A 26,719-nucleotide genomic window follows, 5' to 3' on the forward strand; every position below is an offset into this window, starting at 1 on the left:
TTTCTTTTTCACGGTCTTGGTCTTGCCGTTTTGGCGGGCCAGCTTCGAGGCGGGCCCGACCATCAGGTATCCGTCAGTCGACAGACGCGAGCAGGCTCGCATTTCCGCCCGCGGCGGTCGTGTCTATGCATAGATGACGTTCGACCACGTAACGCTCGGGGCAGATCACCTGCGTCTCGAGCGGAACGATAGGCCCCTTGCGTTTGGCCAACGAGAGGCGAAGATCACGGGTCCAGTCGGATGCGCCTGCCGCCGCGACGGCGGCAATGCCGTCCAACGTGGCAAGCGTGTCTGGCGCGACCGTGCCGTCGAACGCCACAACCGGCGCGCCTGCGTCGGCCAGTGGTTTCGCCGCAGTCTCGGCACCCGGGGCCACGATCACGACACCGCATCCGGCTCCCAGGGCCTGCACCGCCTGCGCGAGGGCACGATCCACCGTCGGCCCGAGGCAGAGAACGGTGCCCTTGGAATACATGCTCAGCCGGTTGCTCTCACCGGTCGGCCCCGGAAGGTTCTGCGGCGTCATGTCGAAGGCTGCCGTCTCGTGCAGCGCCTTGCGGATATTGCCCTTGGCACCCGACAATGCCTTGCGCAACACCGAAACCCGGTCACCCGACCGCGCGGCCCAGTTCCGGGCATCGAGCTTGGCGACGGCCTTGTTCAGCGTCTCGGCGTCCATGGCATCGCCTTTGGGAGCATCGTGCGAGGTGGCCTCGGACGTACGGCGGAAACGCGTTACGTAGAGCGGTCCGCCCGCCTTCGGCCCCGTGCCCGACAGGCCCTCGCCGCCGAAAGGCTGACTGCCCACAATCGCGCCGATCTGGTTGCGGTTGACATAGGTGTTGCCGACCTTGATCTGTTCGACGATCTGCTGAACGCGATCATCGATCCGGGTGTGCAGACCGAATGTCAGGCCGTACCCACGCGCGTTGATCTGTTGGACGACCTGGTCGATCTTGCTCGCCTTGAACGTCGCGACATGCAGTACGGGCCCGAAGATCTCTTTCTCCAGGTCACCAATGCCGTCAACCTTGACCACGGCCGGCTGCACATATGTGCCCTTTTCCGGTGCCGGCAGGGTCTTGAGAACGCGCTTTGCCTTGTCCTGGGCCTCGGTATAGGCGGTTATCTCGGCCTGCGCATCGGCGTCGATCACCGGGGAGACATCCGTGTCGACGAACCAGGGGTCGCCGATGACCAGCGCATCCATGGCGCCATAGAGCATCTCCAGCAGGCGGTCGCGCGCTTCTTCCTGAACGTAAAGCATCCGCAACGCCGAGCACCGTTGGCCCGCCGACTGGAAGGAAGAGATCAGGATATCGCGCACGGCCTGTTCGGTCAGCGCCGTGGAGTCCACGATCATGGCATTCAGGCCACCCGTCTCTGCGATCAGCACGGCTTCGGGTCCGGCGTTCTCGGCGAGCGCCTTGTGGATGATCTGCGCGACCTCGGTCGAACCGGTGAAGCATACGCCCGCGATGCGTTTGTCGCTGGTCAGCGGTCCGCCCACGGTGGGGCCGTCGCCGGGCAGCAGTTGCAGTGCGGCCTCGGGCAACCCGGCCTCGCGCATGAACTGCACTGCGCGTGCGGCGATCAGCGGCGTCTGTTCCGCTGGTTTTGCGAGCACGGCATTCCCTGCCGCTAGGGCTGCCGCAATTTGACCCGTGAAGATGGCCAGCGGAAAATTCCACGGCGAGATGCAGACAAAGATGCCGCGCGCCTGCGCGGGCTGCTCGTCCTCCAGCCGCTCGGCTTCATTGGCGTAATAGCGCAGGAAGTCTACAGCCTCGCGCACTTCGGCAATCCCGTCGAGCACGGTCTTGCCTGCTTCGCGCGTGGTGATCGCCGTCAGTTCGGCGATGTTTTCTTCGTAGAGATCGGCGACCTTGCGCAGCACGTTCGCACGGTCCGATACGGGTATGGCCGACCATTCGTCGAATCCGGCGCCCGCAGCTTCGAGCGCAGCGCTCACTTCATCCTTCGTCGCCTCGAATACCGTGCCCACGACAACGGAATTGTCCGCGGGCGACACCGCATCGCGTGCCTCGCCTTTCGGTTCGGGGTTGCCCGCCAGCATCGGGCCGGCGGTCCAGGTCGCGTCGGCCCAGGCCTCGCGCGCCGTCAACAGCGGCAACACCGAGGCGGGCTCATTGACGCGGAACCCCTTGGAGTTCCGGCGGTCGGGGGCGAACAGCTCTTGCGGCAAAAGGATGTTGGGGTTGGCAATCTGGTCGAGCTTCCCGACTTCGGCCACCGGATCGCGCGAGATATCCGACGACGGGATCTTGTCATCGACAATCTGGTTCACAAAAGACGAGTTGGCCCCGTTTTCCAGAAGGCGCCGTACGAGATAAGCCAGAAGGTCGCGGTGAGCACCGACAGGGGCGTAGATGCGGCACCGCGTATCTTCCGCCTGTTTCACGATGCCATGCAGGGACTCCCCCATGCCATGCAGGCGCTGGAACTCGAAACTGTCCTTGTCGTTGCCGGCCATCGCGATAACAGCGGCACAGGTATGCGCGTTATGCGTGGCGAATTGCGGGTAGATGCGGTCGCGGCGATCCATCAGCATCCTGGCACAGGCCATGTAGCTCACGTCAGTGTTGACCTTGCGCGTGAAGACCGGGAAGCGTTCGACACCCAGCTCCTGCGCCAGCTTGATCTCGGTATCCCAATAGGCGCCCTTGACCAGCCGCACCATGATCTTGCGGTCAAGCCGCTCGGCCAGATCGTAAAGATATTCGATCACCGGGGCCGCGCGGCGGCCGTAAGCCTGCACAACAACCCCGAAACCTTCCCAGCCTTCAATTTCCGGGTCAGAAAGCAGCTCCTCGATAACATCGAGCGACAGGTCGAGTCGGTCCTGCTCTTCGGCGTCGATGTTGAAGCCGATATTCGCTTTGGCGGCCTGACGTACCAATTCCTTGGCACGCGGCACCAGGTCCTTCATCACCGTTTCACGATGCGTGTATTCATAGCGCGGGTGCAGTGCCGAAAGCTTGACCGAGATGCCGGGGCTCGAGCGCACGTCGCCTTTCGCCTGCTTGGCGATGGCCGAGATCGCATCGGCATAAGCCTTCTGGTAGCGTACGGCGTCTTCGTCGGTGCGCGCCGCCTCGCCCAGCATGTCGTATGAATAGGTGTAGCCCTTCTTCTCCAGCTCACGGGCGTTCTTCATGCCTTCCTCGATGGTCTGGCCCAGCACGAACTGCCGTCCGAGGATTTTCATCGATTGGCCCACGGCGGTGCGCACGACCGGCTCGCCCATGCAACGGACAAGGCCGCGCAGCGCTGCCGCGGGGCGCTTGGGGTCGTCATCCAGCACCCGACCGGTCAGCATGAGCGCCCAGGTCGAAGCGTTGACCAGCGAAGACGAGGAATGGCCCAGGTGTGCGCCCCAGTCGGACGGTTCGATCTTGTCATGGATCAGCTCGTCGATCGTCTCGGCATCCGGAACCCGGAGCAGGGCCTCGGCCAGGCACATGAGGCCCACGCCCTCTTCGGTCGAGAGGCCGTATTCGGCAAGGAATGCTTCCATCATCGATGGCGAGGTTTCCTTGCGCACACGGTCGACATATCGCGCACCGGCCGCGGCAATCTCCTGGCGCTCCGCCTCCGAAAGGTTGATATGTTCTACAAGGGCGCGCAGGACGTCGCCTTCATCCGCCTTGTAGTTCTGCCGGATTGATTTCCTGAGCGGACCCTCGGCATCCTGCGTTAACGTCGCGTATTTGTTCATATAGACCTCCTGAAGGATTGCGTTGATTCGCCTTCCGCTTGGGGCCGATATGATTTCATAATTTCAAAGCCTTACAGGAAGCAGAGACAGCTATCAGAATTGTCTGACCTAAAATGAAACCAAAACTCATGTTATCCATAGGGTCAACCTTTGACTGAAAATCTGCCAATCCACTCGCCTGATGGGCAGGAATCGCCGAGACAATGGGCGTGTATGAAGCGTCACCTCCTGCACATCCCTCCTCTCCAAACGGCATTAGAACAGAACTGCCTGGCAGGTGCTGCCAGACCAATTCGAACTCGTCTCAGCTCGGACCGTGAAACTGTTGTTCACGCTGCGCCGAGTTGGCGCCACTCGGTGAGAGCAACGGCGCGGCTGCATTTGAAGTATTGTCTGCCGTAGGGGCTGCGCTCCGAATTGAACAAACTGTGGATTGAAGAATGGAGGGCGGCGAATTTCTGCAAGCTTCGCATGCACCGGAAGCGGGACTTGGCGCGCTCTCTTCGTCGGAATCTCAGGTTTGAGTTCTGTTTTAGGTTGTTGAGCCAGCGCCCTCTACGCTGCCGATCCGCGTTCCCGATGTCTTTCATCGCTGCGTTGCGGTTTCGAAACTTGGTGACGAAGGCCTCGAGAATTTCGTTTCGTTGTCGACAGCGCTCCAGATATAATCTGTCTTGCTGTTGATGTACACGAAGACCTCGTCGAGATGCCAGTTCCAGTTCCAGTGGCCGCGCATCCGCTGGGAGCTGGCTTTGCGGATTTCAGAGGCGAAAAACGGCCCGACCCGCATCCACAAAAATCGGACTGACTCTTGGCTGACGTCGATGCTTCGTTCATGCAGCAGGCCTTTGACATTGCGCAGAGACAGCGGAAATCTGACTTACATCTTCATCACCGCCAGGCGGATGACTTAATGGATCGTTCGAAAGTAACGGAACGGATTGGGCCTACACATTCAGGCAGGCTAGGGAGCGGGATAATCCGTCGCAAACTCATCCCTCTGACAACCCCCTGTGACAGGCTCTGAGAGTACTTGGCGGCGGTTGTGGCCATCGACACGATGCAATGCCCGGCGCCAACGTCTCTCATAGGCGCGGATCGCTCCGGCGTCCGGTTCGAGACCATCACGGGCCGCCCCGTACGTCAGAGGTCGAGGTCCATAGGCCCCAAGCGGATGAAGCCGGTTTAGTTTCGCGGTTCCAAGACAATTTCCATTCGCTCCGGGAGACAAGCTGGCCGATCTGGATCATTTGAAACGACGAAATGAATTGAACTGCGAGTTCGGAAATTCAGGTAGGCCGGCATGCCGCGAAGGTTGACATCGGCGCGTTTGCCGCGCAGCCTGCCGACACTCACCCGGGGGGTCTCGACAAGAGGCTGAGATACTGCTGGCACCCGTGCAGCGCAGTGACCCGATGAACCTGATCCAGTTCATACTGGCGTAGGGATGGTGCACTGGCCGCGCGGGCCCCGATCATGTCAGGCATGTGGGGGCAAAAACCATACCGGCAACCCCATTCGACGCGGAACTGGGTCTCCAACGCTTTGAGCTATGGAGGCTCCGACCGATGAAAGACCTGACCCCAACCGTCACCACGGGCCCGCTGCCCGCCTCGCGCCGCGTCTGGCACGCGGGCGAGCGTCACCCCGATATCCGCGTGCCCATGCGCGAGATCGACCTGCACCCAACGGCAGGCGAGCCACCCGTCACCGTATATGACAGCTCCGGCCCCTATACGGACCCGGATGCCGAGATCGCCATCGACCGCGGACTTCCGCGCCTGCGCGAGGGCTGGATCGCCGCCCGAGGCGATACCGAGACTTACGAGGGCCGCGACACTACCCCCGCCGACAACGGGTTCGCCGAAGGCGCGCGGCTGGTGCCGGAATTCCCCGTGCGCAATGCGCCGCGCCATGCAACCGGGGGGCGGGCCGTAACCCAGATGGCCTATGCCCGCGCCGGGATCGTCACGCCGGAAATGGAATTCGTGGCAATCCGGGAAAACCTCGGCCGCAAGGCTCAGGCCGAGAAACTGACCCGCGACGGCGAAAGCTTTGGCGCGGCGATCCCGGATTTCATCACGCCGGAATTCGTCCGCGATGAAATCGCCATGGGGCGGGCGATCATCCCCACCAACATCAACCACCCCGAGGCCGAACCCATGGCGATCGGGCGCAACTTCCTCGTGAAGATCAATGCCAATATCGGCAATTCGGCCGTGACCTCGTCGATGGCCGAGGAAGTCGAGAAGATGGTCTGGGCGACGAGATGGGGCGCCGACACGGTCATGGACCTGTCGACGGGGCGCAACATCCACAACATCCGCGACTGGATCCTGCGCAACTCTCCGGTGCCGATCGGGACGGTGCCGCTGTACCAGGCGCTGGAAAAGGTCGGCGGCATTGCCGAAGATCTGACCTGGGAAGTCTTCCGCGACACGCTGATCGAGCAGGCCGAGCAGGGGGTGGACTATTTCACGATCCACGCGGGCGTCAGGCTGCACATGATCCCGATGACGGTGAACCGGGTGACCGGGATCGTTTCGCGCGGGGGCTCGATCATGGCAAAGTGGTGCCTGCATCATCACCGCGAAAGCTTCCTCTACGAGCATTTCGACGAGATCTGCGAGATCGCGCGTGCCTATGACGTGTCCTTCTCGCTTGGCGACGGGCTGCGGCCCGGCTCAATCGCGGATGCCAATGACGAGGCCCAGTTCGCGGAACTCGAGACGCTGGGCGAGCTGACGCAGATCGCCTGGGCGCGCGACTGTCAGGTCATGATCGAAGGGCCGGGCCACGTGCCCATGCACAAGATCAAGCCCAACATGGACAAGCAGCTCGAGGTCTGCGGCGAGGCACCGTTCTATACGCTCGGGCCGCTCACGACCGACATCGCGCCGGGCTACGACCACATCACCAGCGGCATCGGTGCGGCCATGATCGGGTGGTTCGGCACGGCGATGCTCTGCTACGTGACGCCCAAGGAGCACCTTGGGCTGCCCGACCGCGACGACGTGAAGGTCGGCGTCATCACCTACAAGATCGCGGCCCATGCGGCGGACCTGGCCAAGGGCCACCCAGCGGCGCAGATCCGCGACGATGCCTTGTCGCGGGCGCGGTTCGAGTTCCGCTGGGAAGACCAGTTCAACCTCTCGCTCGATCCCGAAACCGCCCGGTCGATGCATGACGAAACCCTGCCAAAAGAGGCCCACAAGGTCGCGCATTTCTGTTCGATGTGCGGGCCGAAGTTCTGCTCGATGCGGATCAGCCACGACATCCGCGCGGAGGCACAGAAGGACGGCATGGCGCGCATGGCAGAGAAGTTCCGCGAAGGCGGAGACCTGTATATCCCGCTGGAGGACGTGAAATGAGCCAGACACCCGCAAACCTTCTGACCACCCTGCGCGCCGCGCCGCCGCTGGTGCAATGCATCACCAACTACGTCGCGATGAACATCGCGGCCAACGTAATGGTCGCCGCAGGGGCCAGCCCTGCGATGGTGTCCGCCGCCGAAGAGGCCGAAGAGTTTGCCGGCATCGCAGGTGCGGTGACGGTGAATATCGGCACCCTGTCGCCGCCCTTCGTGGCGGGGATGCGGGCTGCAATCCGGGGGGCACAGCAGGCCGGGCGACCCTGGGTGTTGGACCCGGTGGCCTGCCAGGCGACACGCTATCGCCGCGAGGTGGTGCAGGCGCTGGTGGCCGAAGGTCCGACGATTATCCGGGGGAATGCCTCGGAGATTCTGTCGCTAGCAGGCGAGGTCAGCCAGGGGCAGGGGGTCGACGGGCGCGATGCCGTCGAGATGGCGGAGAAGGGCGCGCGGCGGGTGGCGCGCTCCAGCGGCGCGGTGGTCGCCGTGACCGGCGCGGTCGACTACGTGACCGACGGCACCCGCGCGGTGAGGATCGAGGGCGGCTCGCCCTACATGCCGATGAACACCGCGCTTGGCTGTTCGCTGACCTGCCTCTGCGGGGCCTATGCGGCGGTGGCCGAAGGCGCCTTCGACGCCGCCGTGGGCGCGCTGGCGCATTTCGCCGTGGCGGGCGAACGGGCGCAGGAGGGGGCCTCGGGGCCGGGCAGCTTTGCGCCGCGGTTTCTGGACGCGCTGGCCGCTGTGACGCCCGAAGCGCTGTCGGGGGCGGTGATCCATGACGCGGCGGTGCACGCGTGAGGCGCTGCCCGGACCTGTCGCTCTACCTCGTGCTCGATCCCGGCCTCTGCGCCGGGGTCGGCATGGTGGAAACCGCCCGCGCCGCCGTGGCGGGTGGGGCGACGGTGGTGCAACTGCGCGACAAGGCGGCAGACACCACGCGGATGATCGAGACGGGGCACGCGCTGAAGGCCGCGCTGGCCGCGACCGGCAGCGCGCTGATCGTGAACGACGACGTGGAGGCCGCCATCGCCATCGGCGCGGACGGGCTGCACATCGGTCAGGGCGACATGGCGGTGGAGGAGGCGCGGGCGCGGATCGGCGCGGCGATGGTGCTGGGTCTGTCGGTCGAGACCCCCGCGCTGGCCGCCGCCGTAGATCCGGCGCTGGTCGATTACATCGGGGCGGGGCCGGTCTTTTCCACGCCGTCCAAGCTGGATCACAAGGCCCCTGTAGGCTTTGAAGGGCTGGCAGCGCAGGTCGCAGCAAGCCCCGTGCCCGCCGTGGCGATCGGCGGGTTGAAAGCCCACCACGTGGCACAGGCTCTAAAGGCCGGGGCGCAGGGTGTCGCGGTTGTTTCGGCCATCTGCGGTCAACCGGACCCCAAGGCCGCTGCCGGCGCCCTCAGGGACAGGATCGACGCCCTAGACGCCTGATCCCCAAAGCGCATGAAAGTGATGCACGGGCCCGTGCCCCTGGCCCACGTCCAATGCATCGCTTTCGGCAAGCGCGGCGTGCAGATAGGCCTTGGCGCGGGCCACGGCTTCGGGCATGTCGTGATGTGGCAAAAGCGCCGCGATGGCCGAAGAGAGCGTGCAGCCGGTGCCGTGATCGTTGGTCGTGGCGATGCGCGGGGCCTTCAGTGCCCGGGTGCCCTTGGGGCCAGTCAGCAGGTCGGTGCTGTGCTCGCCCTCCAGATGCCCGCCCTTCAGCAGCACGTAGTCCGAACCTAGCGCCAAGAGGTCCGGTAGGGCGGCCTGCATCGCCTGGACAGTCCAGTCGTCTTCGCGACCCAGCAGAACTGCGGCTTCGGGCAGGTTCGGGGTGATGACGCGGGCCAGCGGCACAAGCGCCTCGCGCACGGCCGAGACCGCTTCTGGGTCGAGCAGGGCATGACCGCTTTTTGCCACCATCACCGGGTCGAGCACGATGTTACCCGCCCCGTGATGGCGCAGCCTGTCGGCCACGGCCTCGGCAATTCCGGCATTTGAGATCATCCCGATCTTCACCGCGTCGATGCGTACGTCGTCCAGTACCGCGTCGATCTGGTCGGCGACGAAATCGGGCGACAGTGCCTGAAAAGAGCGGACGCCGCAGGTGTTCTGCGCCACGACTGCGGTGACGACCGAACAGGCATATGCCCCTAGCGCCGACATGGCCTTGATATCGGCCTGGATTCCTGCGCCGCCCGAGGGATCGGTACCCGCGATGGTCAGGACGTTAGCGGTCATGACGGCATCTCCGACATCAGTGCAGCGGCCTGGTCCGCGACCTCGGCCACATCGAGGCTCAGCGCGAGGTTTCTGTCAGTTAATGCATTGAGGTCGACCCATCGCGCCTCGAGCGCGTCGTCCCCCGCAACCGGCTCTCCGGCTTTCCATCGGAATAGCACGGCGATCAAGATGAAGTGTCGGCACAGGTTGCCTGTGGCGTCATGGTCGAACGCGTCAACTGCCGTGAACACGCGGAGCGGCTCGGCGGAAACACCGGTTTCCTCCGCGAGTTCTCTTGTTGCGGCTTCAAACAGGGTCTCGCCGTGGCCGATCTTTCCGCCCGGAAATCCCCACCGCCCCGCGTCGGGCGGATTTGCGCGGCGAACGAGAAGCACCTGATTGTCGCGTATGACGGCGGCGATGGTCGCGGAAATCGGGCGAGGGTCTATGGATGGAGATGGCAAGTCGGCCTCGTCATGCTAAGGCCGGCAAGGGCAAGAGAGCGGTGCGATCCTGTCCCTTCGCCGGCATGATCCGGATCAGGTTCAAAGGGTCACCGCGCTGCATCTGCCAGCGATATCTCAGCCCCTTGTCGGGACACCCCTAGGTAATTTGCATCCTATCAGTGTGGTGCCCGAAATCAACGCTTCCCGTGCTGCGACTCTGCCGGGCCCAGATGCCTGAGGGTCTCTTCTCGGAGCACCCGCGCAAGCCTTTCGGCAAAGCGCGACAGTTTCGGTGCCCGCAACAGGCGCACGTCGATGTTCGGTAAATCCGGCAGGTCAAGCTCTGCGCCGACGCAGGCGAGATCCTCCGGTCTGCCGTGATCCATGCGAACGACGATGCCTAAGCCACTGCGCAAGCCAGCCCAGACGGCGGGCAGGTTCGGAGTGGTGAGCACGGCGCGCCAGCGCGTTTGGCTGTGGTCCAGCACGGCACCCATGCAGCAGGAGTGCGCCGTGCCAGAACGAAAGCGGAAGCCGCACGATTAGCACCATTGCTTGCTGTTACATACCGTCTGATCACCGTCGCAGTGGGGTGCGTGGATAGTAATGCGGAGGCCTGCCTCGGGGTTAGACTCGGAAGAGGCGATGTTCCGTCTAGATGAAAAGCCAAGAACCTGCCGTGGCCCCGGTCTCAAGTGCGGGCGCAAATGGCGTCACAGGGTTGCGATACTTGGCTCTGTCCGCCGGCTGAGCGCGACAATGGTCGGGATGGCCGCGAGGGCGAGGCCCGCGGCAATAGAGAAGAAGATTCCGTAGCCGAAATGCTCTGCCACGAGGCCGGCGAGGCTGCCAGAGATCATGCTGACGGCTGCATCCATGCACTGGAACAGCGTGAAGTCGACGCCCGCCTGCCGGGGGTCGGACCATTTCATGAAGAGCGCGTAGAGCGCCACGAAGCCGAGCGCCATCATCGCCGCGCTGCCGGCGATTGCGATCGGGGCGGCGATCTGGGTGCCGACGATTCCGGTACCGGCCGAAAAGGCCACGAAGCCGAGCAGCCCCGCCTGCACGGCGACTGCCGAGGCGAGGATGCGGCGGCTGCCGAATTTCCGCACAAGCCCACCGCCGCACAGCGCCCCGACAAGCCCCAGCCCAAGGCTGCCTGCACCGCTCACCAACCCGAGATCGGTCAGGGAATAGCCCGCGTCGATGAAGAAAGGGCCGATCATGCCCATCGCGGTTTTCTGGGCGACTACGTAGATCGCGGCGATTGCAAGCCCGTTGCGCACCTCGGGCCGCGACAGGGCATCGGACAGTTTCGGGACATGCGCGCGGGTTTCGTCGGTGCCGGCGCGGGCAATCAGGATGAAGGGGAGGATCAGAAGCACCACGCCGCCTGCCATCGTCCAAGTTCCGATGGCCCATCCGGCCCGGTCGACCAGCACGAGGAAAAGCCCGCCGCCGATGGCCGAGCCGACATAGGCCCCGCCCACCTGCGCAGCGTTGCCCCAGCCGTATTGCCCGCCGCGCAGGGCGGCCACGGCGTAGCCGTCGCAGGAGATGTCGACTGTGGCGGTAGCGAAGGCCACGGCCAGAAGCACCGCCATGACCGGCAGCACCGGGGCCGGCCCGATAAGCCCGGCGAGGCAGAGGCCGATAAACGAGACTGCCCCACCCGCGAGCACGATCTGCGCCGAGCGGTGCCGGCCCCGTGCGGGAAGCCGGAAGCGTTCAACCGCAGGGGCCCAGAGAAACTTCAGCGCCCAGGGGAGCACCAACAGCGACAAGAGCCCGATCTGGTCGAGCGGCAGCCCCTGTTGTCGGAGCACCCCCGGAAGGCCGGACCATGTCAGCCCGCCGATCACGCTTTGCGCGACGTAGACGCCGCCAATCGCTCCAACGATCGCCGGCGCCGATGGTGTGGACCCGCTCAAAACCGGTGCCGGAGGCTGACCGTGGCCGTGCGACCTTCGTAGCGGTAGCAGGTGCCGGCGCTGCAGGTCTGGCCGTCTTCGTCGAAGAGGTTCTTCACGTTGGCCTGGAGCTGCACACCTTCGATGCCGTGGCGGGCAAGGTCATAAGTGAAGCTGAGGTCGGTGAAATAGCGCTCGGAATTGCGGAAGCTGTTCTGGTCGTCGCCCCAGCTTGGCCCGACATAGCGCAGGCCGCCCCCGATACCGATCCCGCGAAGGGGGCCGGTTGTCGGCTCGTAGAAGGCCCAGAGGGAGGCGCTGGTTTCGGGGATGGCGGAGAGGTCGTTGCCATTGGTGCCCGCAGCGCCTTTTTCGATCTCGACCTCGACCTTGGTGAAGCTGCCGGTGACGCGGAGCGCCTTGGTCAGGTTCGCCTGTGCCTCGATCTCGAAGCCCTGCGAATGCAGGTCGAGCTGGCGCTGCTTGTTGACGCCGGTGGAGGTGTCGAAGACCACGCCGTCTTCCTGCTGAATGTCGAAGAGCGATGCGGTGATCAGGCTGTCGGTTCCTGGGATGACGTACTTGACGCCGATCTCTGCCTGTTCGGCGCGGGTGGGTTCGGCCGGACGGCTGACATTGGTGGTCACATCGTCGAAGACCCGCCCGACATTGGGCGAGAAGGAGGTCGAGTAGTTGGCGAAGGGCGTAAGGCCGTTCGAGAACTCGTAGGCGACGCCGATGCGGCCCGAGAAGGCCTCGTCGGAGGTATTGGTCGGCCTGCCGGTGGCATCATAAGCCTTGGTGTCGACCCAGTCGTAGCGGCCACTGGCGAAGACCGTCCATGGGCCAGAGGTCATCTGGTCATGGAAATAGACGCCGACTTGGTCGTTCCGCTGCCCGCCGGAATAGGGCACCGGCATCGTGGCCGTCGCCGCGGCTGACACATAGCCGACGGCGGAATAGGCATCGTAGGAGGCCTGGGTGTAGTCGACGCCTGCGACCATTTCATGCTCGACCGCGCCGGTTGAGAAGTCGATCTCGGCCATGGTGTCGACGGAGAACTGCTGCATGTCCTCGAGGTAGTGCCCCCAGTAGCGCGCGAGGCCCCCGCCAGCCGCGTAGAAGCCGCTGTATTCAAGATCAGCGTCGACCTCGGAATACCTGAGGTTCTGGCGCAGGGTGATGGCGTTTGTCAGCTCGTGCTCGATCTCGTAACCGGCGCGCCACTGCGTCTGCTCGAAATCGTTGTAAGCCGGGTCGCCGTTGTAGAGTTCGGACGCGACTCCGTAGCTCGGATTGTAGTAAGCGGCGGTGCCACCGACCGTAGCCTCGGAGTATTCGCCGAGGAAGGTGATGCGCGTGCGGTCGCTGAGATTGTAGGTCAGGCTGGGCGCGATCAGCATCTTGTCGTCGGGATAACCCGGCAGCGGGGTGCCGGAATCGCGCCAGAGGCCGGTCAGGCGGTATAGAAGCCGCCCGTCTTCGTCGATCGGGCCGGAGAAGTCGAAGGCCACTTCGGCGCGGTCGTCCGTGCCGGTTGTGAATTTCAGCTCGCGGAACTTGTAGTCGAGGGGGCGCTTACTGACGATATTGACCAGCCCGCCCGGGCCGCTGACGCCATAGAGGGAGGAGGCCGGGCCCTTCAGGAGCGCGACGCCTTCATAGGTGTAGGGATCGTTGCGGAACCAGGCCGACGGACCGTTATACTGGCGCAGGCCATCGCGGAAGAGGCCTGTGTAATAGGCCGGGAAGCCACGCAGGTAGAGGGCGTCGTAGCGGGTATCGAAACCGAAATTGTTGACGGAGGTGCCGCTGGAATAGCCGACCGTGTCGAGAAGGGTGCGCGGCTGCTGATCTTCGATTTGGTCCGTCGTCACGACGCTGATGTTCTGGGGGATGCGGCGGATCTCGGTGTCGACCTTGGTGGCCTGACGCCCGCCTTGGGCGACGTAACCATCCTGTTGCAGGGTGTCGTCGCTTTCCGACTCGAGCTGGATCGTTCCCAGCTCGTAGTTCTGGCCTTCTTGCGCCGTCGCGGGAAGTCCGATGACGGCGGTGACAGCCAGCACGCTTATTGATGTTCGCACGAAATTACTCCTGTACATACTCGGGTCCCGGTTGGGGGTGTGTCACGTTCATCGAAGAATAACAAACAAAAATAGTCAGATTTATGGTTCTCTGGTGGATAAGGAAGGCGGAATCCAACACACGGTCCCGAACTCCACCGGCCGCACGATCGGCGTTGCGCTTGTCAGATAGTGCCGAAAATGGCGCGAGAGGGTGCTGTCAGACCAATTCGAGCTCGTCTCGACTTGGTCAGTGAGGTTGCCCTTTATGCCGCGCCGAGACTGCGCCACTTGGCCAGAGCGGCAGCATGGTTGTGCTTGAGAATTTGTCTGCTGTGGAGGTTGCGCCCCGAATTGAACAAGGTGTTCTCATAGCTCAATTCTCAGTAAAATATTGGAAGCCTTCCGGTCCACGTCTCAGCTGAAATTAACAGCCTTACAAAAACGAAGATATGCGATTACATTTTTTTCGCTTTGAACCCAATGTTTACGGAATTTGGTCATGCCGCGCAGATTTCCACCGTTTTCGGCAATCCGAGCGTTTGAATCCACGGCGCGGCTTGGACGGCAGACCGAGGCTGCGAAGGAGTTGGGGGTTTCGATCTCCGCCATCAGTCATCAGATCAAGGCGTTGGAGAACTATGTTGGCGCGCCTCTTTTCGAGAAACAGAGCGGCCAGCTTCGGCTTTCCGCGTTCGGCTCGCAGTTGCTGGCTCCGCTTACCGGGGCGCTCAACATGCTCGAATCGACCTTTGCCAACTATCCGAACCGATCCGGTGTTCGCCAACTGACCATTCAGACTTACAAGCCCTTTGCGAACCTTTGGCTGATGCCGCAGCTGGCTGATTTCACGACACGGTTTCCCGACATTCCGCTGTCGGTTCTGACATCGACGAAACGCCCGCTGGAGAGCGATGTCGACATGGCCGTGATCTACGCGAACTCAAAACCCCAGGAAGAACGCTGCGATCTGCTTTTCAGGGAGGTCACCACGCCGGTCTGCTCGCCGGACCTGTTGAAGATGAAAGGTGGTGAGCCGACGATCGAAAGGCTTGCCAGTGAGCGGTTGATCTCATCTGCCAAGTACATGAACGCTTGGCAGGACTGGATGAGCGATGCAGGAGTGCAGGGTTTTCATGCGCGACCGTCTCTAGTGGTGGATGATCTCTCGACCGGGCTGCAGGCCGCGATAAGTGGAGTGGGGTGGGTCATGGACATGACGCCGCTTGCGTCGTGGTACAAGGGGCAAGGGGCCCTGGTGGCCCCGTTCAAGGGCGTGCTTCACGAGACGGGGTATTCATATTACCTCGTGATATCAAGGCATTGCGTCAATCGAGAAGACGCTTTGGTGTTTCGCGACTGGCTTTTGAAGCAATGCGGCCGGGAGGAGGATGAGGCCCCGGGCGGCTGAGATGCCTCTGCGATCCGGACGTTACGGTGTTGTCAAGCAGCGCAGTTAGTTGCTGAGGTGGGCCGCCCCGGGCAATCCTCCAGGGCGGCTTTCAGCCTGATCCGGTGCGGCGGGTGTCAAACCAGCACCCTCGGGATCCGTTCCAGCCATGATTTGGCGAGGACCGGCTTGCCGTCTTCATAGGCGCGGATCGAGGCTTCGATGATGAAGTCGTTCTCGTCGCAGCGCATGGCCTGCTGCGTTTCGATCCGAAATTCATGCTGGCCCTTGCGGCCCCATTCGTTCAACGCGACGGAGCGGCATTCTGCGGTGGTGGGGTCGCTTTCCGAAACGCTGCGCTCCCGCTGGCTCCGGCTGCCAAACTCCCAGCCGGTGTGGTCGATCCTGTGACGGCCGTTGTCGGATACCTGACGTGTCGTGACCGTGCCTGTTCTGACGTCGCGGACGACCTCAACCACCTGGGGAACCGGCGCACGTAGGATAGTCTTCGGTTGGACGGGAGCGGATACGGCGGGTGGGAAGGGGGGCAGCGTGTCGTCGATCGCCCGCCGCTCGCGCACCGGCAGTCGTAGGACGCTGTTGGCAAGATCGATGGTCAGCGTGGCCGGCTCGGGCGAGGGCCAGACGACCGGCCAGTAGGATGTCGACAAGGCAAGGCGGAGCGTGTGGCCGGCGGCAAAGCTGTGCGCAGCATCGTTCAGCTTGACGCGCACCCGGTAGGTCTTGCCGGGTTCGAGCGGTTCGGGATGTTCGTGGCTGTCGCGATGGGTCAGGTTCAGTATGCCATAGGTGACGCGGCTGGAGGTTCCGTCGGGCGCGACGTCACAGAGACGCGCGCATATCAGGGCGCACGGTTTGTCCGACGCCACGTCGATCTCGAGCTCCGGTGTGCCGAAGAATTCGAAGGGTTCGTCGACCGGCATATCAAAGCAGGCGGACCGGGCGTCGTCTATCCGCTGATCGGTCGGCTCGTCAGGCAGACCGCCGCCGCCGCCGATCCAGGACACGCTGCTTTCGCCAAGCGTTTGCGGCGAACAGATGTCGATTGTGCCGGCTCCCGGGGTCATTGACAGGCCTGACGAACCCAGGTTCAGGTGCCGGAGTTGCGCATCGTCAGCGGGCCAGCCAAGTTCGGCGATCCATCGCCCGGGGCGGTGTGTCGGGACGGCCGAGGGCGGCGCATAGTCCTGCATCCATGCCCGGATCATCGGCTCGTCCATGATACCGGTGTCCTGCTCCTTGAGCCAGTAATCCCACCACCGCAAGGCTTCCTGCAGATAGCCGATGTCGGGCCCGGGAAGGCTTTGATGGGGGTACTGGTGGCCCCAGGGACCAATGAGGGCGCGCCTTGGCGCGTTCAGCCCCTGCATGAGCCGAAGGACGGAGTTGGTGTAGCTGTCCGACCAGCCGCCGACGGCAAAGACGGCGCATTCGATAGCGCTGAAGTCTTCGCAGACGGAACCGTGCTTCCAGTAGGCATCCCGCCGCTGGTGACTGACCCAGTCAATCAACCAGGGGCGGGCCACCTCGAGCCGATCCTGCCAAATCTCCCGCCAGTTTTCGCCCACCGCATCGGGATCGGGCGGCCGGGCGGCGCTTTGAAACATGGAAAAGGCCCATGTCGCATTGCTGACATTCATGCCCCCGCCCATGTAGTGAACATCGTCCGCATAGCGGTCATCCGTGCTGTCGACGGTAATGATGCATTTCAGTTCCGGCGGGCGCAGGGCGGCAACCTGAAGCGCATTGAAGCCGCCCCAGCTTTTGCCGAACATTCCGACACTGCCCGTGCACCACTGCTGTTTGGCAATCCAGGCGATCACCTCGACACAGTCGTCGAGCTCCTGCTGTAGGTATTCGTCGAGCAGGGCACCTTCACTTTCGCCCGAGCCACGGATATCGACACGGAGGCTGGCATAACCGTGACCCGCAAAATAGGGGTGCATTGCCTCGTCTCGGGCAGTTGTGCCGTCACGCTTGCAATAGGGAATATATTCGAGCAGTGCCGGGACTGGGTTATCGTGCGCGTCTTCCGGAAGCCAATACCGGACGGCCAACCGAGTGCCGTCGGACAGCGGTATCCAGTCATGCAGTACTTCGCGGATCGGGCGGTCAAATGTCGGTTGCGTGTTCAACGGATATTCCTTCTTACGATAGCGGGTGGTGGCACCGGATATGGCGTCCCGGGGTGATTTCCCTCACAGCCGGCAATTCGGATCTGCAGATGTCCGTCGCGAACGGGCAGCGGTTGTGAAACTCGCACCCTGTCGGTCGGTCGGACAGGCTCGGGACTTCGCCCTCGATGGATGCAAAGGCGCGACGGGCGTTCGGGTCGGGCTTCGGAATGGCATTCAGAAGACCCTGTGTGTAGGGGTGTTTCGGGGTGGCGAATATCTGGCTCGCCGGACCCTGTTCCACGATGCGGCCCAGATACATGATGCCCAGCTTGTCGCTTATGTGGCGCATCACGGGCAGGTTGTGGCTGATAACGAGATAGCTGAGGCCCAGCTCTTTTTGTAGCCGGCCCATCAGGTTCAGGATTTCGCCCTGAACCGAAACATCCAGCCCCGCCGTGGGCTCGTCGGCGATGATGAGCCTTGGGGACAGGGCCAGGGCACGGGCGACGCCGACGCGCCGGGCTTGTCCGCCGGAAAGTTCGTGCGGGTAGCGGGAGAGTATCGCGCTTTGCAGCCCGACCATGTCGAACAGCTCTTTCGCGCGCGCATCGCGGTCGATGTCATCGATTCCGTGAATGTCGTAGGGTTCCAGAACCAGCGCCTTTGCGGTTCGCCTTGGCGAGAGCGAGGCGATCGGATCCTGAAACATCATCGCGACGTCGCGGCGCACGGGCTTCAGTTCTTTCTCGGTCAGCCCAGTCAAGTTGAGCCCGCCGAATTCGACGCGCCCGTGCTGTGCATCGGTCAACCCGATGATCGCGCGACCGAGGGAGGTCTTACCGGATCCGCTTTCGCCGACAAGGCCATAGGTTTCGCCTTCGGAGATCTCGAGCGACACGCCATGGACCGCGTCGATGAAAGGATCGCGGTTTCCCTTCACCAGGGCAGAGATCGGCCCTTCGGTACGGAAGCGAACGCGCAGATTTTCGACCTTCAGTGAGGTTTTTGGGGAAAGTTCCGGGGGCTCTTCGCCCCCGGCCTTCGGGGACAGGACGTCGGCGAACGTGTAATCGCCACCATTCTCGAGAAGGAGGCAACGTGCGAAATGATCTTCGCCGGTATGAATCTCTTTCGGATGATGGATCCTGCAATCGGGTCGTGCAACGGGACAGCGCTCTGCGAAAACGCATCCGTCCGGACGGGTGCGAAGGTCGGGAACGCTTCCCGGGATTGTCGGCAACTGCCTGGTTCGCCGGTTCAACAAGGCCGGATCGCATTCCAGCAGTTTTCGCGTGTACGGGTGCTTGGCCTGTTCGAAGATGTCGTGGACGGTACCGCGTTCCACCACCTCGCCCGCGAACATGACAACGACTTCGTCGCAAAGTTCGGCGATCAGGCCGAGGTTGTGGGAGACGAAGACCACGGAACCTTCGAATTCGGCCTTCATCTTGCGTATCAGGTGAACGATCTGCGCTTCCATCGTGACGTCGAGCGCGGTTGTTGGTTCGTCGGCGATCAGCAGGCGCGGGTTTACCAGCAGGGCCATGGCGATCGATACCCTCTGGCGCATGCCGCCGGAGAATTCATGCGGGTACTGCTCAAACCGTATTTCGGGGTCGGAAATGCCGACCTTTCGCAGCATCGAGATCACTTTGTCGCGTTTGGATGCGTAGGACAGATCGCGCCTGCGATAGAGAACGTCGGTCATCTGCTGGCCGATCGAAATCACGGGGTTTTGCGATGTCATGGGATCCTGAAACACCATCGAGATCTTCTGGCCGCGCAGCTCCTGCAACCGCTTTGGCCCGGCTTTTAGGATGTCTTCGCCTTCGAACAGCACTTCACCACTCGGAATAAGCGCGTTGTTGGCCAGCAACCGCATTGCGGCGGAAACCACGGTGGATTTCCCGCTGCCGGATTCACCTACAATGCCGACGATCTTGTTCTCGGGAATACGGATGGAGACATCGCGGATGGCCGAGATCCGGCCGCGGGGCGTCGAGAATTCAAGATTCAGGTTGCGTATGTCCAGGATGGGGGCTGAGGAGGGGGGCGTCATGACTTTACCGGGTTCCCCTTAGTTTGGGGTCAATCACGTCGCGCAGTGCTTCGCCGAGGAAGGTGAAGCCGAGGGTCGTCAGGATGAGCGGCACGCCGCCCGCGATCACAGGCCAGGGCGTGTCTCGGATGACGCTGAAGCCTTCGTTCAGAACGGTTCCCCATGTGGCTGTCGGCGGGAGAACACCAAGACCCAGGAAGCTCAACCCTGCCTCGACCGTCACGACGACGGGCACGTCCATCGCGGCGAGGATCAGCAGGGGACCGATGGCATTCGGCAGGATGTGCCGGCGGATCACCGTGAATGGGCCCGCGCCAAGCGAGCGGATCGCGAGGATATATTCGGTGTTTTTCAGGGCGAGTGTTTGGGTTCTTGCGATCCTTCCGAAGCTGGGCACCGCCCCGATGACGAAGATGATGCCGACCATTTTGACGCTCGGTTCGGTCAGGGTCAGGATGGCAAGCGCGAGCACAATGGAGGGGAAGGAGCGGATGGTGTCGAAAAGCAGGACCATGGCATTGTCCAGCCAGGCGGGACCGTAGCCGGCGATCGTTCCCAGAAACATGCCAATGATCAGCGAGGCGGGGACTGCCGTGAAGGCGAGGGTCAGCTCGATCCTGCCGCCATAGAGAATGCGCGTAAGTAGGTCTCGGCCGAGCCCGTCGGTGCCGATCAGGTGGGTTCGCGAGGGGGGCTCCAGCGGCATGCCCGCGAAATCGTATGGCCCGTAAGGAGTTAACCACGGGGCGAGGATTGCCGAAAGAAGGAAGACGGTCACCAGGATCAGGCCAAGCAGGCCCATCGGATTTGCAAGCAATGAGGACAGCGCGATAGAAAACTCGGACCGGTCGCGCGGCGTTTGCGGGCTCTGCCCAATGTGAGTCATCGAGTGTCCTCCTAGCTCAGCTTTTGCCGCATGCGGGGGTCGAAGAATGCCGCAAGGACATCTGTCGCGAGCAATGCGAACACGTAGAGGAGTGCGGTGGTCAGGACGGCGCCCTGTACCACCGGGAAGTTCCGTGCCTCGACCATGTCGAATATCAGTTTGCCGAGTCCGGGGCGGGTGAAGATGATCTCGGCAAAGACGGCGCCCGACAGAAGCCCGCCGAACCCGACGCCGATCAGGGTGATGGTGGGCAGGATCGCGACGCGAAGAGCGTAGTTGTAGAGGATCTTGCGCCTGGGCAGGCCGAAGGCCGTGGCCGCGCGCACGTGGTTTTCGCTAAGGACTTCGAGCATGGAGGCGCGGACGATCCGGGCGAGATAGCCGACCCATCCCAGGCCTACCGCAAAGGCCGGCAGGGTGAGGAATCGCAGTTGTGCCCAGAGCCCCGGTTCATCGTTGATGCCGATCACCGGGAACCAGCGCAATTCGATGGCCAAAAGCAGGAGTGCATAGATCGAGACGACAAAGGAGGGGACGGCAATCGTGCCGACCGAGAGTATCCCGGTGATGCGGTCGGCGGCCGAGTTGGGATGTGCGGCAGAGAAGCAGCCCAGCGGGATGCCGATGACGATTGCCCATCCCAGTGAGGCGACGGCGAGGATCACGGTGTTCGGAAGCTGTGCAAGGACCAGGTCCAGGACCGGCCTGTCCGTGAAGATGTCACGTCCCAGATCGCCCGTCAGCAGATTGCCGAAGAAGGCGGCCAGTTGGACATAGATCGGCTGGTCCAGCTTCATTTTCTCGATGAACCTCGCTTCCGCTTCCGGCGTAGCGCGGGGGCCAAGGGCGATCGATACCGGGTCGCCGGGGATCAGGTGGATCATCAGGAACAGGGCGACGATCACCAGGGCCACGATGACGAGCGAGAGGCCGGTGCGTCGAATGAGGTACGAGATCATGTCACTATCGTTGGTCCGGGCAGCTTGTCGCGGACCAGTGGCGGGCCCGCGGCAAGCTGTTGCTTCGGTATTCGTGGATCAGGCAGGGGCGATGTCCGCAAAGAGGTAGACACCGGTCGGGTCGACGGCAGGCTCTATCGATTTGGAATAGAGAAACGCCTCCGGTTCGTGGTTGAGCCAGATATAGGCGCCTGTCGACTCCATGATCTCCTGGAGGCGCATGTAAATTTCGCGACGTTCCTCTTCGTCGGTGAGTTCGAGCGCCTTGGTGTAGAGCGTGTCGAATTCTTCATCAGTCCAGCGCTCCCAGTTCCAATTGCCCTTCTGTTCGCTGATGAACCATTGAAAATAGTCGGACGGGTCCACGTTGCCGCCGAAGCGCATGATCCAGAGCTGGCTGTCCTTCCAGGCGTCGCCCTTGCTTTCCCGGCCGTATCCCCAGAATTGGCCGCTTTCGAGGGGCTGGATGTTCAGCGTGACGCCGATTGCCGCCAGGTTCTGCTGCATGATCTGTGCCGCAAGCAGGCGCTCTCGGTTGTTGTTGATCGTGACGATGCTGAGTTCCAGATCCTCAACGCCCGCTTCGGCGAGCAAGGCTTTCGCAGCCTTGGGGTCGTAGGCGTAGCCATGTTCCTTACGGCTGCCGAGAATGCCGGGCGGGACGATTCCGTGTGCTTCGGCCGCTACGCCCTTGAAGGCGATCTGACGGATGCTGTCGGTATTGATGGCGCGTTGGATGGCCTGGCGCACCCGGATATCCTGCAGCTTGGGGTGTTCGGTGTTCATGCCGACCCAGGCGTATTGCAGGTTGCCCGCCACGAAGATTCCGGCGTTTTCGGGTGGATTTTCCTCGTAGCGGGGGATGGAGGCGGATTCGATCTTCGTGATGTCGATCTCACCGGCCTCGAAGGCCAGTTCGCCTGCGTTGCCGTCTTCCACCACGATGCACTCGATCTCGGTGAAGTCGGCCGGTGTTCCGCTCCAATCGGGATTGGCGGAAAGCGTGAGTTTCTGCCGTTGGATATGCTCGCTGATGTAGTAGGGCCCGCAGGTCGCGGGAACGTTCAGCGTGAATCGCTTTTCGTCCAATTCCTCGACCGCGGCCTTGCAGACAACGGTGGCCACGCCTGTGCACATCGTGACGGTCATGAACGGGGCATAGGCATGTTTGAGAATGATGGCCCCGGAATGCGTGCCGGTGACTTCGATGCTCTCCATGGCCGCCCAGCGTTTTGCCCAGTCGCCCTCAAGCTGGCGCGTGTAGGAGTAGACGACATCTTCGGCGGTCACTTCGCCATAGTCGTTCGACCAGGTCAGCCCGGGCTTGAGGTCGAACTCGATGCGCGTCGGGCTTGCGAGTTCGAGGCGCGTGACGAATTCGGAGGGTTTCCAGGTAACGGCGTCGCCGGATAGGTCTAGCTCGGCCAGTCTTGGCATCGTGGCATACTGGATGGCCATTTCCTGAGCACCGATCATGTAGGCTGGGTCGAGCACTTCCATGTCGCGCTGAATCCGGGCACGAAGGACGGAGCCTTCCTGAGCCAATAGCACGGAACTGCTCAGGCCCAACGCTCCGAAGCCGGCGGTGAGTGCCGAACCCGCCAAGAAATCACGTCTATTTGGTGTCATTTATTGCTCCCTGGTTGTTTGAAAACGGGATGCCGAGATTTGAAAAGTCGGGGCCACGAAGCGCCTTCCGGAGCGCTCTGCATGGACAATTCGGCATGTGAATACCGTCTGGCGATATCTAGCCTGGGGTTTTGTGGGGCCCCAATTGAAAATGATTCAACTCGACGCTGGACAGGAGCGTTTGCAACGCAAGCCCCTTAGGGCCGCCTGCCGTGATACAATCAGAGCCGCTTTCCGGTGTCCGCCGGGGGAGGTGCTGAACTGCTCGAACTCGACCATCGACACCATCCCCTGCGATTTCAACGAGAAGGCGCTGCGCTACAAACGGCTGTTGAATGTACGCGAGACGATGCTTCACACAAGGCCCGTCAAGCTGCCCGAGGAGATAGCCCGGGGCAAACCCATCTTGCGGTGGTTTCTGGCCTGTTTCCAAAGAAATAAACCACTTCAGCGGACGCACTCAACGATGGCCCCTTACCTCAAAATTAGCGAAGCCGGAATCCACGTTATTCGGGGCTACACATTTCAATCGAGTTGCCCCAAGCTCCTTTGGCATACCGTGGCACACATTGCGGGTTGAACTAATCGCGAATAACCTTCAGTTTCTCGACATCCGCTTGAGGAGGAGAACCTCTCGACATGTGAGAGGACTGGTATGTGGAAATGCAGTCGGGAGGGAATTGCATGGTCATACGGGCGATTGACGGATTGAACGAGATTGTCGGTCGTATCGTTGCGGTTGTGGCAATTGTCTTTGCTGCCATCATCATTTTTGATGTCGTGATGCGCTACGCCTTCAGCGAACCCACCAGATGGGCGTTTGACGTTTCGAAGCAGCTTTTCGGCTTCTACTTTGTTCTGCTGGGGGGCTACGCGCTGCGCCACGGTGCCCATGTCAGGGTCGATATCCTGACTGAACAATTCGGACGTATGGCAAGAAAGGCCGTCGATCTTATGGGTTACGTGATATTCTTTTTCCCGTTTGCCTGGGTCTTTCTGACACGTTCGTGGGAGTTCGCATCGCGCTCCTGGTCGCAAGGGGAGGTGACCTATGGCGCAATCCAGATGCCGGTATATCCCCTAAAGATGGCCATGTGCGTGGCCTCCGGCCTGTTATTGCTTCAGGGGATATCCGAAGTCCTGAAGATCCTGCTTGATCGCGAGGAGACCTCGGAATGACACCTGAGCTCATTTCCGTGTTGATGTTCGGTCTGCTGGTCTGTGGCCTGTTCATGGGTCATCCACTGGCGTTCGTACTGGGCGGCACAGCCGTCCTTACCGCAATCATCGCCGGCAAACCGATGGTCTTGGGCATCGTCATCAACCGGATCTATGGAGATGTGCTGGACAATTACACATTGATCGCGATTCCGCTTTTTGTCCTGATGGCGCGTTTCCTTTCGGACTCCGGAGTAACGGACCGAATGTTCGAGACGCTGCGTTTGTTGCTCAGCCGGGTACGGGGCGGGTTGGCGCTGGCAGTCGTCTTCATCTCGATCCTGCTGGCGGCGACGACGGGTATCATCGGCGCGTCAATCACCGTGATGGGCGTCATGGCGCTGCGGCCGATGCTGCAATACGGATATTCCCAATCGCTCACGACTGGGGTGATCGCCGCGTCTGGGTGCCTCGGCATCCTGATACCGCCTTCGATCATGCTGATCCTAATGGCCAGTTACTCGCCGCTGTCGGTTGGCGAATTGTTCGCAGGCTCCATGATCCCGGGCGTTTTGCTGGGACTCAGTTACGCGCTCTATGTTTACGTGATCTCGGTTCTCCGGCCGGATCTCGCCCCGGCAGTGGAGCCGGACGAAAAGACCAGCAGGGGCGAACTGATGCGCATGCTGGTGATCGAGGCGCTGCCGCCGTTGCTGCTGATCTTCGGCATTCTGGGTTCCCTACTTGCGGGCATTGCCACTGCGACAGAAGCCTCTGCCATCGGGGCGGCGCTGGCTCTGCTTATCGTCATATTGCGCAAGAAGTTCAGGCTCGGCACGTTTTACGGCGCAATGCTTGAAACCGCGCGTACCTCGGCAATGATTCTGTTCATCGTCGTCGGTGCCACGGCCTTTACCGGTGTTTTCAACATCACCGGCGGCTTGCGTGCGACGCAGGAACTGATCCGGACGCTGGACATGCAGCCCTGGATGCTCATCGCGGTGATGCTGGCTATCGTATTCATCCTTGGGGCCTTCCTCGACTGGACCGGGATCGTGCTGTTGTCCTTCCCGATCTTCTTGCCGATCGTGCAGGAGATGCCGGATGTCAGCCTGCTGTGGTTCGTGGTCCTCATGGCGGTGGTCCTGCAAACGTCGTTCCTGACCCCTCCATTTGGATATGCGTTGTTCTATTTGCGTGCCATCGCGCCAAAAGAAGTCCGGACCGGAGCGATCATCCGCGGCGTCCTGCCGTTCATCGGGCTGATCCTGATAATGTGCCTGCTGGTCGCGTTTTTCCCGTCGCTGGTCACGTGGCTTCCGGACGCCCTCTATACTAGCTGACTTTCAACCAAGAAGGAGAAAACCATGACTGCCAAGGCACTCTTTATTGCCGCGTCCGCGGCAGCCGCCATCGGCTCACAAGCCGTGGCGCAGGAAAGCTGGACCATGACAACCACCTGGCCTTCGTCGCTTGAGTTGATCGAGACCGACAAGCACTTTGTCGATCTCGCCAACAAGCTGACCGTGGGAGAGTTGACCATCGAGTTCTTCGAGGGCGGGGCGATCGTCCCGTCGGGCGAGGTCTTCGGCGCGGTTGAATCCGGCACGATCCAGGCCGGCGCCGACTGGCCCGGCTATTGGGCTGGCCGCGACGCCGCCTTCTCGCCGCTCGCCACCACGCCGAGCCTGTTCAACGCGGTCGACTACGTGAACTGGATTCAGCAATGGGGCGGCGCCGAGCTTTACAACGAGATCTACGGCAATTTCGGCATGGTCTACCTGCCCTACGGCGTGACCAACAACGAATCCGGCTTTCGCACCAACGAGCCGATCGTCACCCTCGAAGACCTGCAGGGCAAGCGCTTGCGGCTGTCCGGCCTTGAACAGGGCAGGCTGCTTGAACGCCTCGGCGGCAACCAGGTGTCCATGGCCGGCGGCGAGATCTACCAGGCGCTCGAGCGCGGCGTAATCGACGGGGCCGAGTTCTCGACCCCGAACGTCGATTGGTCGGGCGGCTTCCAGCAGGTCACCGACTATTGGGCGACCCCGGGCTGGCACCAGTCGGCCTCGGTCTTCGGCGTAATGATCAACAAGGCGTCCTGGGACGCGCTGAGCCCCGAAACGCAGGAAAAACTGCAGATCGCGGCCGATGCAACCCTGCTGTGGTCGCTGGCCTTCACCGAGAAACGGGCGACGGAAGCCTATGCGAAATTCGACGAGGCCGTCGAGATCAACCGCTACGATGACGAGACCCTCGAACAGGTTCAGCAGATGGCCAACGAGGTGATCGTTGAGACGGCTTGCGAAAACCCCAACTCTGCGAAGGTTTACCTGAGCATGATCGAGTATCTTGAAGACTACAAACAGTGGCGTGATGCCTCTGCCCCGTTCAACCTTGGCCGCACACCAGATGGCCCCGACGTCGAAGCCCTGCGTGAGTGCGCAGGCTAAGTATTCCGACGGAACGAAAAAGAGCACGCCCGCCCACTCCGGCGGGCGTGCTTGTTCAGTTTGCCAAGGTCATCATTGGTGTGCGTGTACGGACCTCGCTTGAGTGCAGAGGGCTGGTGCGTCGATCACGATCTAGCGTGGTGCCAGACGGAATCGAACTTGTCTCAGCTTGGACAGTGAAACTGTCCTTTAGGCCACGCGGAGTTGGCGCCACCCAATGAGAGAAGCAGCCCGGTTGGGCTTGATTATGCGTCTTGAATAGGTGCCCAACTCCGCATTGCTCAAGTTATGGTCTGATAG

At 62.1% G+C, this 26,719-nt stretch carries 18 protein-coding genes, 1 pseudogene and 2 riboswitches; of the genes and pseudogenes, 7 read left to right on the forward strand and 12 right to left on the reverse strand.

The window, feature by feature from the left end; all coding sequences use genetic code 11:
* Positions 1-73 precede the first annotated feature (73 nt).
* Positions 74-3,739, reverse strand: a complete 3,666-nt coding sequence (gene putA / locus RIdsm_RS07405; RefSeq protein ID WP_057814981.1) for a bifunctional proline dehydrogenase/L-glutamate gamma-semialdehyde dehydrogenase PutA — start codon at positions 3,737-3,739, stop codon at positions 74-76.
* Between the two features lie 329 nt (positions 3,740-4,068).
* Positions 4,069-4,631 (reverse strand): annotated as a pseudogene (locus RIdsm_RS30480) (DDE-type integrase/transposase/recombinase).
* A 455-nt stretch (positions 4,632-5,086) separates the two neighbouring features.
* Positions 5,087-5,205: riboswitch (TPP riboswitch) on the forward strand.
* Between the two features lie 102 nt (positions 5,206-5,307).
* Between RIdsm_RS30480 and thiC the strand changes: the two are divergent.
* The 3 genes from thiC (at position 5,308) to thiE (ending at position 8,545) form a co-directional block, all read left to right on the forward strand.
* Complete coding sequence (gene thiC / locus RIdsm_RS07415) at positions 5,308-7,110, forward strand: phosphomethylpyrimidine synthase ThiC (protein ID WP_057814982.1); 1,803 nt, start codon at positions 5,308-5,310, stop codon at positions 7,108-7,110.
* The gene (gene thiM / locus RIdsm_RS07420) at positions 7,107-7,910 is read left to right on the forward strand and encodes a hydroxyethylthiazole kinase (RefSeq protein WP_057814984.1); all 804 of its coding nucleotides are present in this window, start codon (positions 7,107-7,109) and stop codon (positions 7,908-7,910) included. The genes thiC and thiM overlap by 4 nt, the downstream gene beginning before the upstream one ends.
* A gap of 62 nt (positions 7,911-7,972) precedes the next feature.
* Complete coding sequence (gene thiE / locus RIdsm_RS07425; protein WP_420854129.1) at positions 7,973-8,545, forward strand: thiamine phosphate synthase; 573 nt, start codon at positions 7,973-7,975, stop codon at positions 8,543-8,545.
* On the opposite strand, the gene thiD is transcribed toward thiE, so the two are convergent.
* The 5 genes from thiD to RIdsm_RS07450 form a co-directional block, all read right to left on the reverse strand.
* The gene (thiD, locus tag RIdsm_RS07430; protein ID WP_057814988.1) at positions 8,534-9,340 is read right to left on the reverse strand and encodes a bifunctional hydroxymethylpyrimidine kinase/phosphomethylpyrimidine kinase; all 807 of its coding nucleotides are present in this window, start codon (positions 9,338-9,340) and stop codon (positions 8,534-8,536) included. The two genes, thiE and thiD, sit on opposite strands and share 12 nt — an antisense overlap.
* Positions 9,337-9,786: an NUDIX hydrolase gene (locus RIdsm_RS07435; protein ID WP_057814989.1), complete on the reverse strand. Its 450-nt coding sequence runs from the start codon at positions 9,784-9,786 to the stop codon at positions 9,337-9,339. The genes thiD and RIdsm_RS07435 overlap by 4 nt, the downstream gene beginning before the upstream one ends.
* 34 nt (positions 9,787-9,820) lie before the next feature.
* Positions 9,821-9,937: riboswitch (TPP riboswitch) on the reverse strand.
* 25 nt (positions 9,938-9,962) lie between these two features.
* Positions 9,963-10,265, reverse strand: coding sequence for a type 2 periplasmic-binding domain-containing protein (locus tag RIdsm_RS07440; protein WP_057814991.1), 303 nt, complete (start codon positions 10,263-10,265; stop codon positions 9,963-9,965).
* Positions 10,266-10,481: 216 nt separating this feature from the next.
* Positions 10,482-11,702, reverse strand: a complete 1,221-nt coding sequence (locus RIdsm_RS07445) for an MFS transporter (RefSeq protein WP_057814993.1) — start codon at positions 11,700-11,702, stop codon at positions 10,482-10,484.
* A complete protein-coding gene (locus RIdsm_RS07450) occupies positions 11,699-13,768 on the reverse strand; it encodes a TonB-dependent siderophore receptor (RefSeq protein WP_236553206.1) in 2,070 nt (689 codons plus the stop codon). The genes RIdsm_RS07445 and RIdsm_RS07450 overlap by 4 nt, the downstream gene beginning before the upstream one ends.
* Before the next feature lie 481 nt (positions 13,769-14,249).
* Between RIdsm_RS07450 and RIdsm_RS07455 the strand changes: the two genes are divergently transcribed.
* Positions 14,250-15,158, forward strand: coding sequence for a LysR substrate-binding domain-containing protein (locus RIdsm_RS07455; RefSeq protein WP_074940124.1), 909 nt, complete (start codon positions 14,250-14,252; stop codon positions 15,156-15,158).
* Positions 15,159-15,274: 116 nt separating this feature from the next.
* Here the strand turns inward: RIdsm_RS07455 and RIdsm_RS07460 are convergent, their stop codons facing one another.
* The 5 genes from RIdsm_RS07460 to RIdsm_RS07480 form a co-directional block, all read right to left on the reverse strand.
* A complete protein-coding gene (locus RIdsm_RS07460; RefSeq protein WP_057814999.1) occupies positions 15,275-17,293 on the reverse strand; it encodes a CocE/NonD family hydrolase in 2,019 nt (672 codons plus the stop codon).
* A 13-nt stretch (positions 17,294-17,306) separates the two neighbouring features.
* The gene (locus tag RIdsm_RS07465; protein ID WP_057815001.1) at positions 17,307-19,334 is read right to left on the reverse strand and encodes a dipeptide ABC transporter ATP-binding protein; all 2,028 of its coding nucleotides are present in this window, start codon (positions 19,332-19,334) and stop codon (positions 17,307-17,309) included.
* A gap of 4 nt (positions 19,335-19,338) precedes the next feature.
* Positions 19,339-20,136 carry an ABC transporter permease gene (locus RIdsm_RS07470; protein ID WP_236553207.1) on the reverse strand — a complete coding sequence of 266 codons (798 nt, stop codon included), beginning with the start codon at positions 20,134-20,136 and terminating at the stop codon, positions 19,339-19,341.
* Positions 20,137-20,231: 95 nt separating this feature from the next.
* Complete coding sequence (locus tag RIdsm_RS07475) at positions 20,232-21,179, reverse strand: ABC transporter permease (RefSeq protein ID WP_057815006.1); 948 nt, start codon at positions 21,177-21,179, stop codon at positions 20,232-20,234.
* Between the two features lie 78 nt (positions 21,180-21,257).
* Positions 21,258-22,784, reverse strand: coding sequence for an ABC transporter substrate-binding protein (locus tag RIdsm_RS07480; protein ID WP_160325835.1), 1,527 nt, complete (start codon positions 22,782-22,784; stop codon positions 21,258-21,260).
* A gap of 708 nt (positions 22,785-23,492) precedes the next feature.
* Here RIdsm_RS07480 and RIdsm_RS07485 point away from each other — a divergent pair.
* The 3 genes from RIdsm_RS07485 to dctP are packed head-to-tail and all read left to right on the forward strand — an operon-like array spanning position 23,493 to position 26,419.
* Entirely contained in the window at positions 23,493-23,987 is a 495-nt protein-coding gene (locus RIdsm_RS07485; protein WP_057815119.1) for a TRAP transporter small permease subunit, read from the forward strand.
* Positions 23,984-25,309 carry a TRAP transporter large permease gene (locus RIdsm_RS07490; RefSeq protein WP_177228408.1) on the forward strand — a complete coding sequence of 442 codons (1,326 nt, stop codon included), beginning with the start codon at positions 23,984-23,986 and terminating at the stop codon, positions 25,307-25,309. The genes RIdsm_RS07485 and RIdsm_RS07490 overlap by 4 nt, the downstream gene beginning before the upstream one ends.
* Before the next feature lie 24 nt (positions 25,310-25,333).
* Positions 25,334-26,419, forward strand: coding sequence for a TRAP transporter substrate-binding protein DctP (gene dctP, locus RIdsm_RS07495; RefSeq protein ID WP_057815011.1), 1,086 nt, complete (start codon positions 25,334-25,336; stop codon positions 26,417-26,419).
* The last annotated feature ends 300 nt before the right edge of the window (positions 26,420-26,719 follow it).

This window comes from Roseovarius indicus (assembly GCF_008728195.1).
Taxonomy (GTDB): Bacteria; Pseudomonadota; Alphaproteobacteria; order Rhodobacterales; family Rhodobacteraceae; genus Roseovarius; species Roseovarius indicus.